This window comes from Marinobacterium rhizophilum, from assembly GCF_024397915.1.
Taxonomy (GTDB): Bacteria; Pseudomonadota; Gammaproteobacteria; order Pseudomonadales; family Balneatricaceae; genus Marinobacterium_A; species Marinobacterium_A rhizophilum_A.
Genome location: NZ_CP073347.1, coordinates 748233 through 763990, shown reverse-complemented (window position 1 = coordinate 763990; position 15758 = coordinate 748233). Strand labels below are relative to the sequence as shown.

General features: G+C 61.1%; 12 protein-coding genes and 1 pseudogene. 9 read left to right on the top strand and 4 right to left on the bottom strand.

Going from position 1 to position 15758, the window contains the following annotated elements; translation table 11 throughout:
- Window positions 1-59 precede the first annotated feature (59 nt).
- Window positions 60-902 (bottom strand): MurR/RpiR family transcriptional regulator, encoded by an 843-nt coding sequence (locus tag KDW95_RS03325; RefSeq protein WP_255854847.1) that lies wholly within the window; start codon window positions 900-902, stop codon window positions 60-62.
- A 58-nt stretch (window positions 903-960) separates the two neighbouring features.
- Between KDW95_RS03325 and KDW95_RS03320 the strand changes: the two genes are divergently transcribed.
- From KDW95_RS03320 to KDW95_RS03300, 5 genes are all read left to right on the top strand, one after another.
- Window positions 961-1242, top strand: a complete 282-nt coding sequence (locus tag KDW95_RS03320; protein WP_255854845.1) for a hypothetical protein — start codon at window positions 961-963, stop codon at window positions 1240-1242.
- 212 nt (window positions 1243-1454) lie between these two features.
- Complete coding sequence (locus KDW95_RS03315) at window positions 1455-3389, top strand: bifunctional 5-dehydro-2-deoxygluconokinase/5-dehydro-2-deoxyphosphogluconate aldolase (RefSeq protein ID WP_255854844.1); 1935 nt, start codon at window positions 1455-1457, stop codon at window positions 3387-3389.
- A 15-nt stretch (window positions 3390-3404) separates the two neighbouring features.
- Window positions 3405-5255 carry a 3D-(3,5/4)-trihydroxycyclohexane-1,2-dione acylhydrolase (decyclizing) gene (gene iolD / locus KDW95_RS03310; RefSeq protein WP_255854843.1) on the top strand — a complete coding sequence of 617 codons (1851 nt, stop codon included), beginning with the start codon at window positions 3405-3407 and terminating at the stop codon, window positions 5253-5255.
- 37 nt (window positions 5256-5292) lie between these two features.
- The gene (iolE, locus tag KDW95_RS03305) at window positions 5293-6192 is read left to right on the top strand and encodes a myo-inosose-2 dehydratase (protein WP_255854841.1); all 900 of its coding nucleotides are present in this window, start codon (window positions 5293-5295) and stop codon (window positions 6190-6192) included.
- Between the two features lie 59 nt (window positions 6193-6251).
- On the top strand, window positions 6252-7754 hold the full coding sequence (locus KDW95_RS03300; protein WP_255854840.1) for a CoA-acylating methylmalonate-semialdehyde dehydrogenase: 1503 nt from the start codon (window positions 6252-6254) through the stop codon (window positions 7752-7754).
- 766 nt (window positions 7755-8520) lie between these two features.
- On the opposite strand, the gene KDW95_RS03295 is transcribed toward KDW95_RS03300, so the two are convergent.
- The 3 genes from KDW95_RS03295 to KDW95_RS03285 all read right to left on the bottom strand — a co-directional run bounded on the left by KDW95_RS03295 (window position 8521) and on the right by KDW95_RS03285 (window position 11414).
- Window positions 8521-9345, bottom strand: a complete 825-nt coding sequence (locus tag KDW95_RS03295) for a TIM barrel protein (protein ID WP_255854839.1) — start codon at window positions 9343-9345, stop codon at window positions 8521-8523.
- 80 nt (window positions 9346-9425) lie between these two features.
- Window positions 9426-10436, bottom strand: a complete 1011-nt coding sequence (locus KDW95_RS03290) for a Gfo/Idh/MocA family protein (protein WP_255854838.1) — start codon at window positions 10434-10436, stop codon at window positions 9426-9428.
- An 81-nt stretch (window positions 10437-10517) separates the two neighbouring features.
- A complete protein-coding gene (locus KDW95_RS03285) occupies window positions 10518-11414 on the bottom strand; it encodes a sugar phosphate isomerase/epimerase family protein (RefSeq protein ID WP_255854837.1) in 897 nt (298 codons plus the stop codon).
- A 315-nt stretch (window positions 11415-11729) separates the two neighbouring features.
- Here KDW95_RS03285 and KDW95_RS23585 point away from each other — a divergent pair.
- The 4 genes and pseudogenes from KDW95_RS23585 to KDW95_RS03270 form a co-directional block, all read left to right on the top strand.
- Window positions 11730-11813: pseudogene (locus KDW95_RS23585) on the top strand (LacI family DNA-binding transcriptional regulator); the annotation flags it as partial.
- Between the two features lie 6 nt (window positions 11814-11819).
- A complete protein-coding gene (locus tag KDW95_RS03280) occupies window positions 11820-12779 on the top strand; it encodes a substrate-binding domain-containing protein (RefSeq protein WP_255854836.1) in 960 nt (319 codons plus the stop codon).
- A gap of 428 nt (window positions 12780-13207) precedes the next feature.
- Window positions 13208-14146, top strand: a complete 939-nt coding sequence (locus KDW95_RS03275; RefSeq protein ID WP_255854835.1) for a sugar ABC transporter substrate-binding protein — start codon at window positions 13208-13210, stop codon at window positions 14144-14146.
- A 31-nt stretch (window positions 14147-14177) separates the two neighbouring features.
- Window positions 14178-15725, top strand: coding sequence for a sugar ABC transporter ATP-binding protein (locus KDW95_RS03270; protein ID WP_255854833.1), 1548 nt, complete (start codon window positions 14178-14180; stop codon window positions 15723-15725).
- Window positions 15726-15758 lie beyond the last annotated feature (33 nt).

Sequence of the window (15758 nt, the reverse complement as noted above, 5' to 3'; positions counted from 1 at the left end):
TTCTTTAGGGTTAACAGTTCAGTTTAGAACGACAAGCACCACCCGCGACGCCCTGATACTCAGCCGGCCACGCGCTGCTTGTCGACCCGGTAGGCCAGACTGATGGACAGCGCCTGGGCCAGGCACAGGGTGGAGCCCAGGGCGCGAAAGCCATGTACTTCGGCATCGCGCACCACAAAACAGACCGACGCCAGCGCTGCCAGCGGACTGAGCTGACTGTCGGTTATCAGAATCAGGGGCACGCCGCGCTCGACCGCGGCCTTGGCCACGTCCTGGGTCTCCGGCGCATAGGGATGAAAGCTGGTGGCGATAATCGCATCCTTGCTGCCGATGGCCCCGCCCTGCTCGGCGTACATACCGCCCACGCCGTCAATCAGGTAGGCACGACGGTCGATATGGCGCAATGCATAGGCAAAGTAGGTCGCCACCACAAAGGCCCGGCGCACACCCACCACATGGGTCGCTTCGGCGGCGGCGAGAATGTCCACCGCCCGCTCCAGATCCTGCTCGCTGACGCTGTCGCGCAGCTGTTCCAGTGCCACGGCACTGGCGCCGGCAAATTGCGTCAGTAGCTGCAGTGGCGTATCGCCGCTTTCATCACCCAGCTCTTCACGGGCAATGCGAATACGCTCGGTATAGCTCGGGGATTCCTGAATCAGCTTTTGCTGAAACAGGCGCTGCATTTCGCTGAATCCGCTGAAGCCAAAGGCGTTGGCGAAACGCACCAGGGTCGAGGGATGCACACTCGCATCCTTGGCGATCACGGCCACGGTGCCAAAGGCAATCGCGTTGGGGTTGTCCATCACGTATTGCGCCACCTGGCGCAGGCGCTTGCTCAGCGCCGAGTGCTGTTCGGCGATGGCGGATTTCAGATCGGCCAGTGTTTGCGGTACTGAATTCATGGTTGTGCTGTCCTCCAGTGTTCAGGGTTCCTTATAACCCCCGCACTCCGGAATTGGAATGAAATTTCCAAAAATGCAGCCCTTTGCCGCTTTTTCGATGCGATCGCGGCGTCAAACCCGCACGATGAACCAGGGCGCCCTTGACCGCCGTCATAACCCAACCTTAAGGAAACTTTATTCTCTTTACAATAAAAACAGAATATTTATTCTATTAAAAGACCATCAGGCCACCAAACGCCTCCGCCAGGGCGACGCGGCCGCTCACGCCACCCCGACCACCCCTGCTTTCGGAGCTACGGTAGCAAACTGGCAGCCGTTAAATAAAAAATATTTTCCATAATATTGCCGCAATGGAATTTTTGTTCTATTCTCGATCCAGACATTCACCACTGGCGTGTGCAGCAGCCTGCCGGCGGTACCGCACAGCATGCCCAGGACCGCCCCGTCGGTCATACTGGATAACGCTGGCGGTAACAGATTTGGAATGACGGGTTTCAAACTACGACAATAAGCACAGTCGCCGTGGGAGCCACGGCCCAGGAGCATCACCCTATGAGCAACTTCAGCGCCAGCAGCGCAGACCGGCCACTGGATGTCATCTGCCTTGGCAGAGCCGCCGTGGATCTGTACGGCGAACAGATTGGCAGCCGCCTTGAAGACATGTCCGGTTTCGCCAAGTACCTGGGCGGCTCATCGGCAAATATTGCCTTTGGCACCGCACGTCTGGGCCTCAAGTCCGCCATGCTGACCCGGGTCGGTGACGAGCACATGGGACGCTTTGTCCGTGAAGAGCTCGCCAGTGCCGGCGTCGACGTCAGCCATGTGGTGACCGACACCGAGCGCCATACCGGCCTGGTGATTCTGGGCATCAAGGATCAGGAAACCTTTCCGCTGATCTTTTACCGTCGCGACTGTGCCGACATGGCGATCAGCAATGACGACTTTTCACCGCAGTTCATCGCCTCCAGCCGGGCGCTGCTGATTACCGGCACGCACTTCTCCACCGAACAGACCTACGCCGCCAGCAAGACCGCGATGGAGTATGCCCGCGCCGCCGGCACCCGCGTGATTCTGGATATCGATTACCGCCCGGTGCTCTGGGGCCTGACCGGTATTGGTGAGGGCGAGAACCGCTTCGTCTCCGATGACAGTGTCAGCACCCACCTGCAAACCGTGCTGCCCTACTGCGACCTGATCGTGGGCACCGAGGAAGAGGTGCATATCGCCGGCGGCAGCACCGACACCATCACCGCACTGAAAAAGATCCGTTCGCTGAGCGACGCCACCATCGTGCTGAAGCTCGGCGCCCTGGGCTGTACCGTGCTGGAAGGCGCGATCCCCGACAGCATGGATAGTTTCGATGTTTTCACCGGTGTCCGGGTCGATGTGATGAATGTGCTGGGCGCCGGTGATGCCTTCATGTCCGGCTACCTGCGTGGCTGGCTGCGCGACGAAAGCCCCGAGCGCTGCTGCGCCTACGCCAATGCCTGCGGCGCCCTGGTGGTATCGCGCCACGGCTGTGCACCGGCTATCCCCAGCGGCGAAGAACTGGACTATTACCTGCAGCACGCCCACGGGATCCCGCGACCGGACCAGGACACCGAGCTAAACTACCTGCACCGCGTGACCACCAGGCGCCAGGGCGACTGGAGCGAGATCTGCGGCCTGGCCTTTGATCACCGCAAGCAGCTGTTCGACATGGCCAGGGAGGTCGGCGCAGACCCTGCACGCATCAGCCAGCTCAAGCGTCTGCTGGTCCAGGCGGCCCGTCGCGGCGCGGACACCGCGGGTCTTGACGGCAACGTCGGCGTGCTGATCGACGATACCTACGGCCAGGATGCCCTCAACGACGTGACCGGCCAGGGCTGGTGGATTGGCCGCCCGGTGGAGCTGCCCTCCTCCCTGCCGATCGAACTCGAAGGCGGTCGTTCCATCGGCTCCCGGCTGCAGGAATGGCCCCGCGAGCATGTGGTCAAGTGCCTGATTTTTTACCACCCGGACCAGGACATCGACACCCGCCGCGCCCAGGAGCGCCAGGCCATGGAGCTGTACAAGGCCTGCTGCGCCAGCGGTCACGAGCTGCTGCTGGAGCTGATTCCGCCCAGGGACATGCCCCAGGATGACAATACCCTGGTGCGCGCCATGACCCGCTTCTACAACCTCGGTCTTCGTCCGGACTGGTGGAAACTGCCCTCACCGAGCCGGGCCGCCTGGGGCCTCATCACCGACCTGATCAAGACCCGCGCTCCCCACTGCCGAGGCGTGGTCCTGCTGGGGCTGGATGCACCGGCGGATGAAATCCGTCAGGGATTCAAGCACTCGGCAGGCTTTGAAATCTGCAAGGGCTTCACCATCGGCCGCACCCTCTGGGCGAAGGAGAGTCGCCAGTGGCTGGCGGGCGAACTGGATGATGAAGGCCTGATCAGCGGCGTCAGCAACAACTACCTGCAATTGATTCAATACTGGCGCGAACGTACCGCCAGTTAAGCCGGAGAGCGACCCATGACAACTATCAGACTCACCATGGCGCAGGCAGTGATTCGCTACCTGACCGCTCAGAAAGTGCTGATCGACGGTGAGTGCAAACCAATGTTTGCCGGCTGCTGGGCGATCTTTGGCCATGGCAACGTGGCGGGACTCGGCGAGGCCCTCTACCAGGTTCAGGACGAACTGCCCACCTACCGCGCCCACAATGAACAGGGCATGGCCCATGCCGCCATCGCCTATGCCAAGACCCTCAACCGTCAGCAGATGATGGCCTGCACCGCCTCGGCGGGACCCGGTGCCGTCAACATGGTGACCGCCGCCGCCGTGGCCCATGTCAACCGTCTGCCGGTGCTGTTCCTACCGGGGGATACCTTCGCCACCCGGCTGCCGGACCCGGTGCTGCAGCAGGTCGAGAACTTTCACGACCATACCCTCACATCCAACGACTGTTTCAAGCCGGTGAGTCGGTTCTTCGATCGCATCACCCGCCCCGAACAGCTGCTGACCTCCCTGCCCCAGGCCATGCGTGTACTGACCGACCCCATCGAGTGCGGGCCTGTCTGCCTGGCGCTGCCGCAGGATGTGCAGACCATGGCCTACGACTACCCGGCGCATTTCTTTGCCGAAAAACTGCATCAGTTACGCCGCCAGGCACCGGATGCGCGCGAACTGGAGGACGCCATCGCCCTGATTCGCCAGGCCAAAAAGCCGTTGCTGATCGCAGGCGGCGGTGTGCACTACTCCGGCGCCCTGGCGGAACTGGACAGCCTGGTCACGGGCTGCAACCTGCCGACAGGGGAAACCCAGGCCGGCAAGGGCGCGCTGCCCTGGGACCATGAACGCAACATGGGCACTGTGGGTGTTACCGGTGCGGCGTCCACCAATGCCCTGGCCGCCGAGGCCGACCTGATCATCGCCGTGGGTACCCGCCTGGGGGACTTTGCCACCGGTTCACGCGCCCTGATCAATCCGGATGCGCAGCTGTTGTGCATCAACGTGGCCTCCTTCGATGCCATCAAGCATAAAGCGCAACCGCTGGTGGGCGATGCCAGGCTCGCGCTGTCCCTGCTCGAAGCGGGCCTGGATGGCTGGCAGCCCGATGGCAGCTGGGTCGAAAAAGCCGCGCAGTTGCGCCTGCAGTGGAACCACTCGGTGGATATCGCCACCACGGACCGGGGTACCCACCTGCCCACCGATGCCGAAGTGGTGGGTGCGGTGAACCGTGCCGCCGGCGAGAAGGACATCGTGGTTTGTGCCGCCGGCGGTCTGCCGGGCGAGCTGCAAAAACTGTGGCGCACCCGCTTTGATCGCGGCTACCACATGGAATACGGCTATTCCTGCATGGGCTACGAGCTGGCCGGCGGCCTGGGTGTCAAGATGGCCAAACCCGATTCCGAGGTCTTCGTCATGGTCGGGGATGGGTCCTACCTGATGCTCAACTCCGAAATCGCCACCTCGGTGATGCTGGGCCAGAAAATTGTCATGGTGGTGCTGGACAACCGCGGTTACGGCTGTATTCACCGCCTGCAGCAGTTTTGCGGCGGCCCCGGCTTCAACAACATGCTCGACGACTGCCGCAGCGTTGAAGCCGGCGCCCCCAAGACCGACTTCGCCGCCCATGCCAGAGCACTTGGCGCCAGCGCCGAAAAGGTCGGCAACATCCAGCAGCTGGAAGCGGCTCTGGAGCGCGCCAAGGCCTCGCCCATCAGCTACCTGATTACGCTGGATACCGATGTGGTCAACGCCGCCGAGGAAGGCGGTTCCTGGTGGGATGTCGCGGTGCCGGAAGTCTCGCCCCGCGAGCAGGTGATGGAAGCGCGACGCCGCTACGAGGCGCTCAAGGCCCGCCAGATGCAGAACATCTAACAACAACAGCCGACTTACCGCGTGTTTGGAGAACAGAATGAGTGTACGCATTGGTATCAACCCGCTGACCTGGACCAACGACGACATGCCGGCGCTGGGCGCTGAAACGTCGCTCGAAACCTGCCTCAGTGAAGGCAAGCAGGCCGGCTACGCCGGCTTCGAGCTGGGGCAGAAGTTTCCCCGCACCCCCGAGACCCTGGGACCGATCCTGGACAGCCACGGCCTGAACCTGGTGTCCGGCTGGTACAGCAGTGAACTGCTGAGCCGCAGCGCCGACGAGGAAATCGCCGCGCTGCAGGATCACCTGACGCTGCTCAAGTCCCTCGGCGCCAAGGTCATGGTGTTCTGTGAAGTCACCGGCTGCGTACATGGCCAGATCGAAACGCCGGTCAGCCAGCGGCCCGTGATGAACGATGCCCAGTGGGCACTGCTACTGGAGCGCATCAACACGGTTGCCGAGTACTGCCAGGCCCAGGGCGTGCGCCTGGCCTACCACCACCACATGGGCACCGTGATCGAAACCGAGGCCGAGATCGACCGCCTGATGGCCGGCACGTCCGACGCCCTGGGCCTGCTGCTGGACACCGGACACCTGACCTATGCCGGCGGCGACCCGCTGGCGCTGCAGCAACGCCACGCGGCACGTATCTGCCATGTGCACTGCAAGGACATTCGCCCCGAGATCATGAAGGATGCGAAAAACCGTGATTTGAGCTTCCTCAGTGCCATGCTCAACGGCGTATTCACCGTGCCGGGCGATGGCTTTATCGACTATGAAACCCTGTTCAAAGCCCTCAAGGCCAGTGGCTACGAAGGCTGGCTGGTGGTCGAGGCCGAACAGGACCCCAGCGTCGCCCACCCGCTGACCTATGCCACCCTGGGCCGCAATCACCTGCAACGCTTTTGTGACAATGCCGGACTCGAGATCCACGGCTGATCCCGCCGATCCACTGCAGCAACCGGCAATAAACTGACTGAATAAACCAAGGAAACCACATGAAAACTCTGGGCAATTACATCAACTGCGAAGCCGTCGCCAGCCAGAGCGGCCGCAGCGCCGTGGTCTACAACCCCGCCACCGGCGAGCCGAGTATGAACGTCTCCCTCTCCAGCGCCGATGAAACCCGTGCCGCCATCGCCTCGGCCGAAGAGGCGCTGCAGGGCTGGAGCAAGGTATCGCCGCTGAACCGCGCCCGCGTCATGTTCAAGTTCAAGACCCTGGTGGAAGAGCACGCCGATGAGCTCGCCGCCATGATCACCGCCGAACACGGCAAGGTATTCTCCGATGCTAAGGGCGAACTGACCCGTGGTCTGGAAGTCGTGGAATTTGCCTGCGGCATCCCGCACCTGCTCAAGGGCGAGCACAGCCTCAACGTCGGCCGTGGCGTGGACAGCTACTCCAAGATGCAGCCGGTGGGTGTCTGTGCGGGCGTCAGCCCGTTCAACTTCCCCGCCATGGTGCCGATGTGGATGTTCCCGGTGGCCATTGCCTGCGGCAACACCTTTGTCATGAAACCCTCTGAAAAAGACCCCAGCACCACCTACCGCCTGGCCGAGCTGCTGGCCGAAGCCGGGCTACCCAAGGGCGTGTTCAACATCGTCAACGGCGACAAGGAAGCCGTGGACGTGCTGCTCACCGACGAACGTGTCGGCGCGGTGAGCTTTGTCGGCTCCACCCCCATCGCCGAATACATCTACCAGACGGCCAGCGCACACAGCAAGCGTGTACAGGCACTCGGTGGCGCCAAGAACCACATGGTGGTGATGCCGGACGCCGATCCCGAACAGGTCGTGCATTCCCTGATGGGCGCGGCCTACGGCTCCGCCGGTGAACGCTGCATGGCCATCTCGGTGGCCGTCTGTGTCGGTGACGAGGTCGCCGACAACCTGATCAAGCGCCTGGGCGAAGAAATTGCTGGCATGCGCGTGGGCCCGGGAATCGGTCTGCCGGAAGAAGCCCACATGGGCCCGCTGATCACCAAAGAGCACGCGGCCAAGGTCAGGGGCTACATTGATTCCGGTGTCGAAGACGGTGCCAAACTGGTGGTCGATGGTCGCGAGTTCGTCGCCCAGGGTAACGAGAACGGCTACTTCGTCGGCCCCACCCTGTTCGATCAGGTCGGCCCCGGCATGCGCATCTACGACGAAGAAATCTTCGGGCCGGTGCTGTGCATCGTGCGGGTCGATTCCTATGCCGATGCGGTGAAAATGATCAACGCCCACGAATACGGCAACGGCACAGCGATCTTCACCCGCGATGGCGACAGCGCCCGTCAGTTCTGCGAGGAAATCCAGGTGGGCATGGTGGGCGTCAATGTACCCATCCCGGTGCCCATGGCCTTCCACAGCTTCGGTGGCTGGAAGCGCTCCCTGTTTGGCCCGTTGCACATGCACGGCCCGGATGGTGTGCGCTTCTACACCAAGATGAAAACCATCACCGCCCGCTGGCCCACAGGCCTGCGCGCCGGCGCCGAGTTCTCGATGCCGACGATGAAGTAAGACTTCGCCAAGGCCCGCCCAGGCGGGACCTGGCGCACAAAGCTCTGGCACTTTGCAGCCTGAGACCCACTTGGGAGCCCACGCGGCTCCCTTTTTTGTAGCTGGACCATTCGCCCACAGAGTGGGCTTGCCACGAAGGGCCAAGCGGCCCCTGTGGCCGCAGAACTCGCCTGGGCAGCACCCCTTATCCGCCGATTTCACACTGCACTCCAATCGGTGCACCCCCTCCCAGCCCATTCCAACGTCCGGTACCGAAAGGTAGCGAGCGTCGCCATCCGCAGCTACCCGGCCCGTGCAAAGCGATGATAGCGATTGGTCTTGTATCTCGTAACGCAGCTGATTGCGCTGTTCATCCCCTCGCAGGCTTTCTCGCCGACGAGACCTTCTGCCGGTTCCAAGACGGCCCCACGGCACCCTTTTGGAACTGCAGCAGGCCGTGGGATGCTGTCCTCCATAGGTACCCGGCGTTTAATACGCTCGTGGCCCATGCGGCACAGCCGCTCCACAGGCGCTCCACAGGCTGTTCGCCAGTGAGGCTGCGGAACTATAGTCCAGGTCCGCCGATAGGCCCCTAAGCCGAAGAAGAGTCCATCCCGGCAGTATCAGGGGGGCTGCCAGTCTTGAATTCAACCGGCTTGGATGCGCCTGGTGGCACAGGTCAGATCGATTGGAAGTGGCTCGGAAATGACGACGAAAAGGGAGCCCGCAGGCTCCCTTTTCGTGCTTAAGTTATTTAGTTAGCAGACAAATGATCAGGCCATCCTTCTCAGGCGACCTCCAGCCGCTGACTGATATAGCGGATGCTCTGCTCCAGCGCCACCAAGGGCTCCGCCAGGCCGGTGATGTCACTGGAAAAGGGTTCAAACGAAATGTAACCACTGAAGCCAGCCGCCAGCAACGCCCGGATCTGGCCGACATTGCCCAGGCGATCCTTCGGCCCCACCAGCACGCGATGGGCATCCAGCATGTCGTCGAAGGAGATGGCAGGGTCTTCCACACCGGAGATATGCACCAGCCCGGTGTGCTGCGGGAACAGTTCGTGTTCCGCCGCGCCCTGGTGATGGAAGGTATCGTGCACCAGCCCAAAGCGATCCGCGGCATCCAGCGCTTCGATGGCCGCCACGGCATCCCGCTTCAGGCGCAGGGACGAGATCGGGAACCCCAGCGGCTCGATAAACCCCTTGAGGTTGTATCTCTCCAGAATCGGCTTGATCGCCGCCAGCGCTTGCAGCAGACCTGCCTGCTTTTCTTCGGCGGATACGGTATAGGCAGCATCGTTCAGCGGGCACATGACCAGGCCCTGGGCGCCGCAGGCATGGGCCAGTTGCGCCAGGTGTTCGGCGGCCTCTGCCCGTTCATCATTCCAGATATTGAACGGATAGAGCGCGTTGATACTGAGGATTTCAATACCCAGCTCCTGCGCCCGGGCGCCAATGGCGCGGGCGTTTTCCAGTTCGCTCAGGCTGTTGTGCTGCACATCGTTGCGCAGTTCGACCGCCTTGAGGCCCAGTGCCCTGGCGGCGTCGAGCAATTCGAACGCCGTCATGGATGGGGCAACCATGTGGTTGAGGGAGAATTTTACTGGCTGCATGACTTATATCCTGGGTTGATCCGTCGCTCGCGCACGGGAGCGACGGATAAGGGCAATTAGTGGAAAACGGGGGCCACGGCTCAGCTATAGAATGACGGGCGTTCGACCATGACCACGGGCTCAACCTGGCCGCTTTCCTGCGCCGTTACCGCGGCGTCGGCAGCCACGGCGGCGGCGTAACCGTCCCAGGAGCTGGGCCCGCCGATGCTGTCTTGCTCGCAGCCACGGATAAAGTCCTGCAGTTCCACGTCGTAGGACTCGATAAAGCGGTCTTTCCAGTCCACCAGGATTTCGTGGGACAGTTTGGCGCCCTTGCGCATCTGCAGGCTCTGGGGTTCCGGCAGGTTGGCAATGCCTTCCTCACCCACCACAGAGCACTGGATGTCGTAGCCGTACTGGCAGTTGACGAAAATTTCCAGGTCGATACGCACACCCTTGAGGGTTTCGATCAGCAGGATCTGCGGGTCCGCCAGGTGCTCGAAACGGTTCTTGGTGCGCCTTGGGTACACCACCTGCATGCTCTTGTAGTCGTCATCCAGCAGCCAGCGCAGCGCATCCAGCTCGTGAATGGCGGTATCGACGATTGCCATGCTGGTGACATAACGATCCGGCACCGTGGGGTTGCGGTGGGCGCAGTGCAGCATCAGCGGCGCGCCGATGTCATTGCTGTCGATGGACTGCTTGAGCATCTGGTAGCCCTTGTCGTAGCGGCGCATGAAGCCTACCTGCACCAGGCGCTTGCCGGCAGCCACTTCCGCCTTGACGATGTTCAGACAGCCTTCGGCGGTCACCGCCAGGGGCTTTTCACAGAACACATACTTGCCGGCGGCAATGGCGGCCAGCACGAATTCCTCGTGGGTCGGGCCCCAGGAGCACACCAGGATGGCGTCCACATTGTCGGCGGCGATCAGTTCCATGCCGTTGGCATAGACCTCGGCCTGCAGGCCCAGGCGCTCAACCACGCCGCGTGCCTGTTCCTGGTTTACATCCGTGACCGCCACGACCTGGCCACCTGCCAGCGTCTGGGTGATTCTGCGAGCGTGATCCTCGCCAATTGCGCCTGTACCGATTACACCTATGTTGATTGTCATAGCGGACTCGTCTTTGTTGGATTATTAGTTTTTTACAGACACGGGGGCGCCTGATATCACCCCCTGCGGGTGGACCCGCAACTACTTGAAATACTTGTCGACGTAACGCTGGACTTCATCACGCATGTAGCGCGATGAGGCTTCGGCCCGCTCTTCCCAGGCAAACACGCAGCTCGACAGCACGCCATCGAAACCGATCTCCGCCAGGGTGCTGAAGAAGACATCCCAGTCGATCTCGCCTTCGCCCATATCCAGGTGCTGATGCACCCGTGCCTGGGAGCCCGGCGGGTTGACGATGTAGCGCAGGTTGGACGATGCCTTGTGGTTGAAAGTATCGGCCACGCGAGCATGCACCAGTATGTCCCGGGTGGCACGGATGGACTGGGCCATATCATCGCCGTAGTAGAACGAATGCGGCGCGATGTAGGAGCACTTCAGCGCCTTGGACTTGATGGTCTTGATGATCTCGACGGCCGGGTCCATGGTTTCGACCCAGTCTTCGGGGTGCGGCTCGACGCTGAGCGTCAGGCCTTCACGCTCCAGTATCGGGACCAGCACATCCATTGAGCGCCAGAAGGCGTTCTCGCAGGCTTCGGGCGTATGGCGCCCGCTGCGGTCAGCGCCAGAGCGCTCGGGGGAACCACCACGGCCGAACTCGGAAATCAGCAGGGGCGCGTCCATCTCCACGGCGATTTCGATGGTGCGTTTCCAGTTGTCCATCGCCATTGCCCACTCGTCCTCGTAGGGGCTGGACCAGCGGTACATGGGCTGCAGCGTCGCCAGGCCCACACCGTGATCCTTCATGGCCTTCTTGAAGGCCTGAATGCGCTCAGGGTACACCCGCGGGCGCGTCCACCACTGCAGAAAATCCGCCCGGGGCGACAGTTCGATATGCTCGTAACCCAGTTCAGCCGTCAGGCGGCAGATCTCGGGCAACGACAGGTGGCGGTGCATGTAAGGATCAAGGGCGATTTTCATATTATTGTACCTATCAGCTTTAGGACCCGGCCTGTAACCCGCGCCTTGCGTGGCGGATTACCTGCCTGGCGCCATACGGAATAAACATACCGATCACTATACTTTCTGGAATTTTTATTTCAATTAAAATGACATGAAAAATATGTCTTTTTTAATTCCAGCTGCGTGAAAGACATTCACTCAATGACAGGCAATGCCACCCAACCCTGCGGTTAAGCCGAATTTTACCGCGTAAAATCAGCAATACCCGCTTTGACATAATCTTTCATTTCTCTCATTATTGCGGCCATAAATATAGCAATAGTGATCAATACCATGTCCAGTCGCCCGACCATAACCGATGTTGCGCGGGCCGCCGGCCTGAGCGTATCCACTGTAGACCGCGTGCTGAACAGGCGCGCCCCCGTGAAAAACAAAACCGCCGAACGCGTGCTCGACGCCGCCCGGCTCACGGGCTATCCAGTCAGCGATGTACAGCCGGACACCACCAGCGATACCCGCCCGTACCGGCTAGGATTTCTGTTGCAGAGCGTGCAACAGCCGTTCTACCGGGAACTACACCAGGTGCTGGAACAGGCGTTGCAGACCCGCGCTGACCTGCAGCCCCGGATGCTCGGGCGCGCGCAGTTTGCCTTTATAGATGATTCAGGCCCCCGCGCCCTGGCCCGCCAGATAGACCAGCTGGCAGAAAACTGCGATGCACTGGCGCTGGTGTGCTACGAGCACCCGACCATCCTGGGCGCAATCGAAGCGGCAGAAGCCCGCGGTATCCCGGTGGTGGCACTGTTGTCGCCACTGGGTAGCAACCCGATGCGCCCCTACATGGGCCTGGACAACCGCAAGGTAGGTCGCAGCGCCGGCTGGGCCATGGCGCAGCTGACAAGGCAGGCGGGCAAGGTGGGTATCTTCGTGGGCAGCCATCGCTTCGTCGGCCACGAATTGCGCGAAATGGGCTTTCGTTCCTACTGTCGCGAGCAGGCACCCCAGATCGAGGTGCTGGAGCACCTGGTAAGCCTGGACGACGCAGACATCGCCTATCGCGGTACCCGGACACTGATCCACCAGCAGCCGGACCTGTGCGGCCTGTATGTGGCCAGCGGCGGCACCGAAGGCGTGCTGCGTGCGCTCAGGGAAGCGCAGCTCGAGCGGCCACTGTGCGTCATCATCCAGGAACTGACCCCCGAAGCCCGCCAGGCCCTGATCGATGGCGTCGTCACCCTGGTCGTGTCGACACCCCTGCGCCAGCTGGCCGACGACAGCATCAGCCAGCTGCTCGCGGCCCTGCAACAGCGGGACAACGGCAGCCCGGCGCCAGCCGCTCCCCCCGTCCTGCCCTTTATCCTGTACACGGCGGAAAATTGCTGATGTTCCGTCTGACCACCTGTTCTGCACAACATCAAAAACGTGCCGATGCGCCCGCTGGCCAGCGGGCATCCAGGGCCCGTACTCCCTGGGCTCCGGCAGCGCAGCACCCGGAAATGGAACAGCTGAATCGACAGAAACAGAATATTTATTCTATTAACACTACCAATCAGAATATAAATTTCATAGAATCGGGGTGTGTTCAAGCAATGGCATCGCAACAGGCTCTGTGCAGAACACCATGCAAGACACTGCACAGGACACTGCACTGCTGCGTTATTCGGGCCACAGGATGGACAGACCGCATAACCATGACCCCTGGGGCGGCAGCGCAGGCCCGGTGATGCGACTTGAACCATAACAATTATAAATAGACGGCTGGAATGGGCGTTCCAACTCATTCCAGACTGAAGTCCTATCAGGAGAAAGTCATGATCAGCACCAAAAAAGCTCTGCTCTGCGCCACGCTCAGCGCCGTTCTCGCCGCTCCCGCTGCGATGGCGGACAGCCTCAAGATCGGCGTATCCATGGCACTGTTTGACGACAACTTCCTTACGACCCTGCGCAACGGTATCGAGAAGCAATCCGAGCAGGAAGGTGTCCAGATTCAGATCGAAGATGCCAAGAACGAAGTCGGTACCCAGCTCAACCAGATTCAGAATTTCATCGCTTCGGGCGTCGATGCCATCATCGTCAACCCGGTTGATACCGACGCCACCGTCTCCATGAGTGACGACGCCATCGCCGCCGGCATCCCACTGGTCTACGTTAACCGCCAGCCAATCAATATCGACATGCTGCCCGACAACCAGGCATTTGTGGCTTCCAACGAAGTGGAATCCGGCACCTACCAGACCCAGGAAGTCTGCCGTCTGATGAACGGCAAGGGCAAGGTACTGATCATGATGGGCGAGCTGTCCAACCAGGCCGCCATTCAGCGCACCAAGGATATCCACGATGTCATCGCCACGCCGGAATGCGCGGGCCTCGAAGTGGTTGCCGAGCAGACTGCCGAGTGGGATCGCACCAAGGGCAACAACCTGATGACCAACTGGATCGCGGCGGGCACCGAATTCGACGCCGTCATTTCCAATAACGATGAAATGGCCATTGGCGCCATCCAGGCACTGAAAGCCTCGGGCCGCAGCATGGACTCCGTTATCGTCGCCGGCATCGACGCCACCGCCGATGCACTGGCCGCCATGCGAGCCGGCGACCTGGATGTCACCGTGTATCAGAGCGCCACCGGCCAGGGAGCCGGCGCCGTGACCACGGCCATCAAGCTGGCCAAGGGCGAAAAAACCGACAAGAAGGTATGGGTTCCGTTTGAGCTGGTCACCCCGGACAACCTGAACAACTACCTTAAATAACAACAACAGTTCGCAAGGGAGAGGTTAGGTTATGGTTAGCCCATCACAGCAAGACGCGGCATCACCCAAACAGGCAATGCCGCACGCAAAACCCTACGAGTACGTGCTTGAAGTGGTTAACGCGCGCAAGGAGTTTCCCGGCGTCGTCGCGCTGGATAACGTCTCGCTGCGCGTGCGCCCTGGCACTGTGCATGCCCTGATGGGCGAAAACGGTGCCGGCAAGTCGACCCTGATGAAGATCATCGCCGGCATCTACCACCCCGACGCCGGCGAGATCCGGCTGCGCGGTGAAGCCGTCCACCTGGCCACCCCCCTTGCCGCCCAGCAAGCCGGCATCGCCATGATTCACCAGGAGCTGTTGCTGATGAATTCCATGTCGGTGGCGGAAAACATCTGGATTCGCCGCGAACCGCGCAATGCCTTCGGGCTGGTGAATCACGCCCGGATGCACCAGATGACCGCCGAACTGTTTGACCGACTTAATATCCATCTGGACCCGGATGCCGAGGTGAGCGAACTCTCGGTGGCCAACCGCCAGATGGTGGAGATCGCCAAGGCGGTGTCCTTCAATTCCGATGTCCTGATCATGGACGAGCCCACCTCCGCCATTACCGAAAAGGAAGTGGCGCACCTGTTCGAAATCATTCGCGGCCTGCGTGAACAGGGCATCGGCATTGTCTATATCACCCACAAAATGAACGAGCTGTTCGAGATCGCCGACGAGTTTTCGGTGTTTCGCGACGGCCATTACATCGCCACCCACCCCTCTTCGGACGTGACCCGCGACGACATCATCGAGATGATGGTCGGCCGCGAGATCACCCAGATGTTCCCCAAGGAAGAGGTAGAACTGGGCGATGTGGTGCTGTCGGTACAGAACCTCAGCCTGGAAGGCATATTTGAGAATATCTCCTTCGACCTGCGCGCTGGCGAAATTCTCGGCTTTGCCGGCCTGGTGGGGTCGGGCCGCTCCAATGTGGCGGAAACCCTGTTCGGCGTCACGCCCGCCACATCCGGCAGCATCGCGATCAATGGCCAGCCGGTCAGCATCCAGTGCGCCCACGATGCCATCAAGCTGGGCATGGCCTTTCTGACGGAAGACCGCAAGGAAACGGGTTGCTTCCTGCCGCTGGATATCCAGGAAAACGCCCAGCTGGCGGTCATTCATGACGACTTCGTGAAAAACGGCTTCGTGCTGGAGGAAAAGCTTGAAAAGGCCTGCCTGGAAATCTGTCAGAAGTTGCGTGTAAAAACGCCGAACATGCACGAGTGCATCGAGAACCTGTCCGGCGGCAACCAGCAGAAGGTCCTGATCGGGCGCTGGCTGCTGACCAACCCCAGAATCCTGATCCTCGATGAACCGACCCGCGGCATCGATGTCGGGGCCAAGTCGGAGATTCACAGCCTGATTACCCAGCTGGCCCACAAGGGCGTGGCCGTGATCATGATCTCGTCCGAAATGCCTGAAGTCCTGGGGATGAGCGACCGCGTCCTGGTCATGCACGAGGGCCACTGCACCGGAATCCTGGATCGCGCACAAGCCGGTCAGGTCGCAGTCATGAACCTGGCTGCCCAATAACAATTAACGCCGTTTCAGGAAATTTTGAGAGGT

What these genes read in the sequence shown, in the direction of transcription:
- KDW95_RS03295 (WP_255854839.1), bottom strand. Translation starts at nt 9,345, where the DNA reads ATGCAGCCAGTAAAATTCTCCCTCAACCACATGGTTGCCCCATCCATG.
- KDW95_RS03320 (WP_255854845.1), top strand. Translation starts at nt 961, where the DNA reads ATGAAATTTCCAAAAATGCAGCCCTTTGCCGCTTTTTCGATGCGATCG.
- KDW95_RS03325 (WP_255854847.1), bottom strand. Translation starts at nt 902, where the DNA reads ATGAATTCAGTACCGCAAACACTGGCCGATCTGAAATCCGCCATCGCC.
- KDW95_RS03275 (WP_255854835.1), top strand. Translation starts at nt 13,208, where the DNA reads ATGATCAGCACCAAAAAAGCTCTGCTCTGCGCCACGCTCAGCGCCGTT.
- KDW95_RS03300 (WP_255854840.1), top strand. Translation starts at nt 6,252, where the DNA reads ATGAAAACTCTGGGCAATTACATCAACTGCGAAGCCGTCGCCAGCCAG.
- iolE (WP_255854841.1), top strand. Translation starts at nt 5,293, where the DNA reads ATGAGTGTACGCATTGGTATCAACCCGCTGACCTGGACCAACGACGAC.
- KDW95_RS03270 (WP_255854833.1), top strand. Translation starts at nt 14,178, where the DNA reads ATGGTTAGCCCATCACAGCAAGACGCGGCATCACCCAAACAGGCAATG.
- KDW95_RS03290 (WP_255854838.1), bottom strand. Translation starts at nt 10,436, where the DNA reads ATGACAATCAACATAGGTGTAATCGGTACAGGCGCAATTGGCGAGGAT.
- KDW95_RS03285 (WP_255854837.1), bottom strand. Translation starts at nt 11,414, where the DNA reads ATGAAAATCGCCCTTGATCCTTACATGCACCGCCACCTGTCGTTGCCC.
- iolD (WP_255854843.1), top strand. Translation starts at nt 3,405, where the DNA reads ATGACAACTATCAGACTCACCATGGCGCAGGCAGTGATTCGCTACCTG.
- KDW95_RS03315 (WP_255854844.1), top strand. Translation starts at nt 1,455, where the DNA reads ATGAGCAACTTCAGCGCCAGCAGCGCAGACCGGCCACTGGATGTCATC.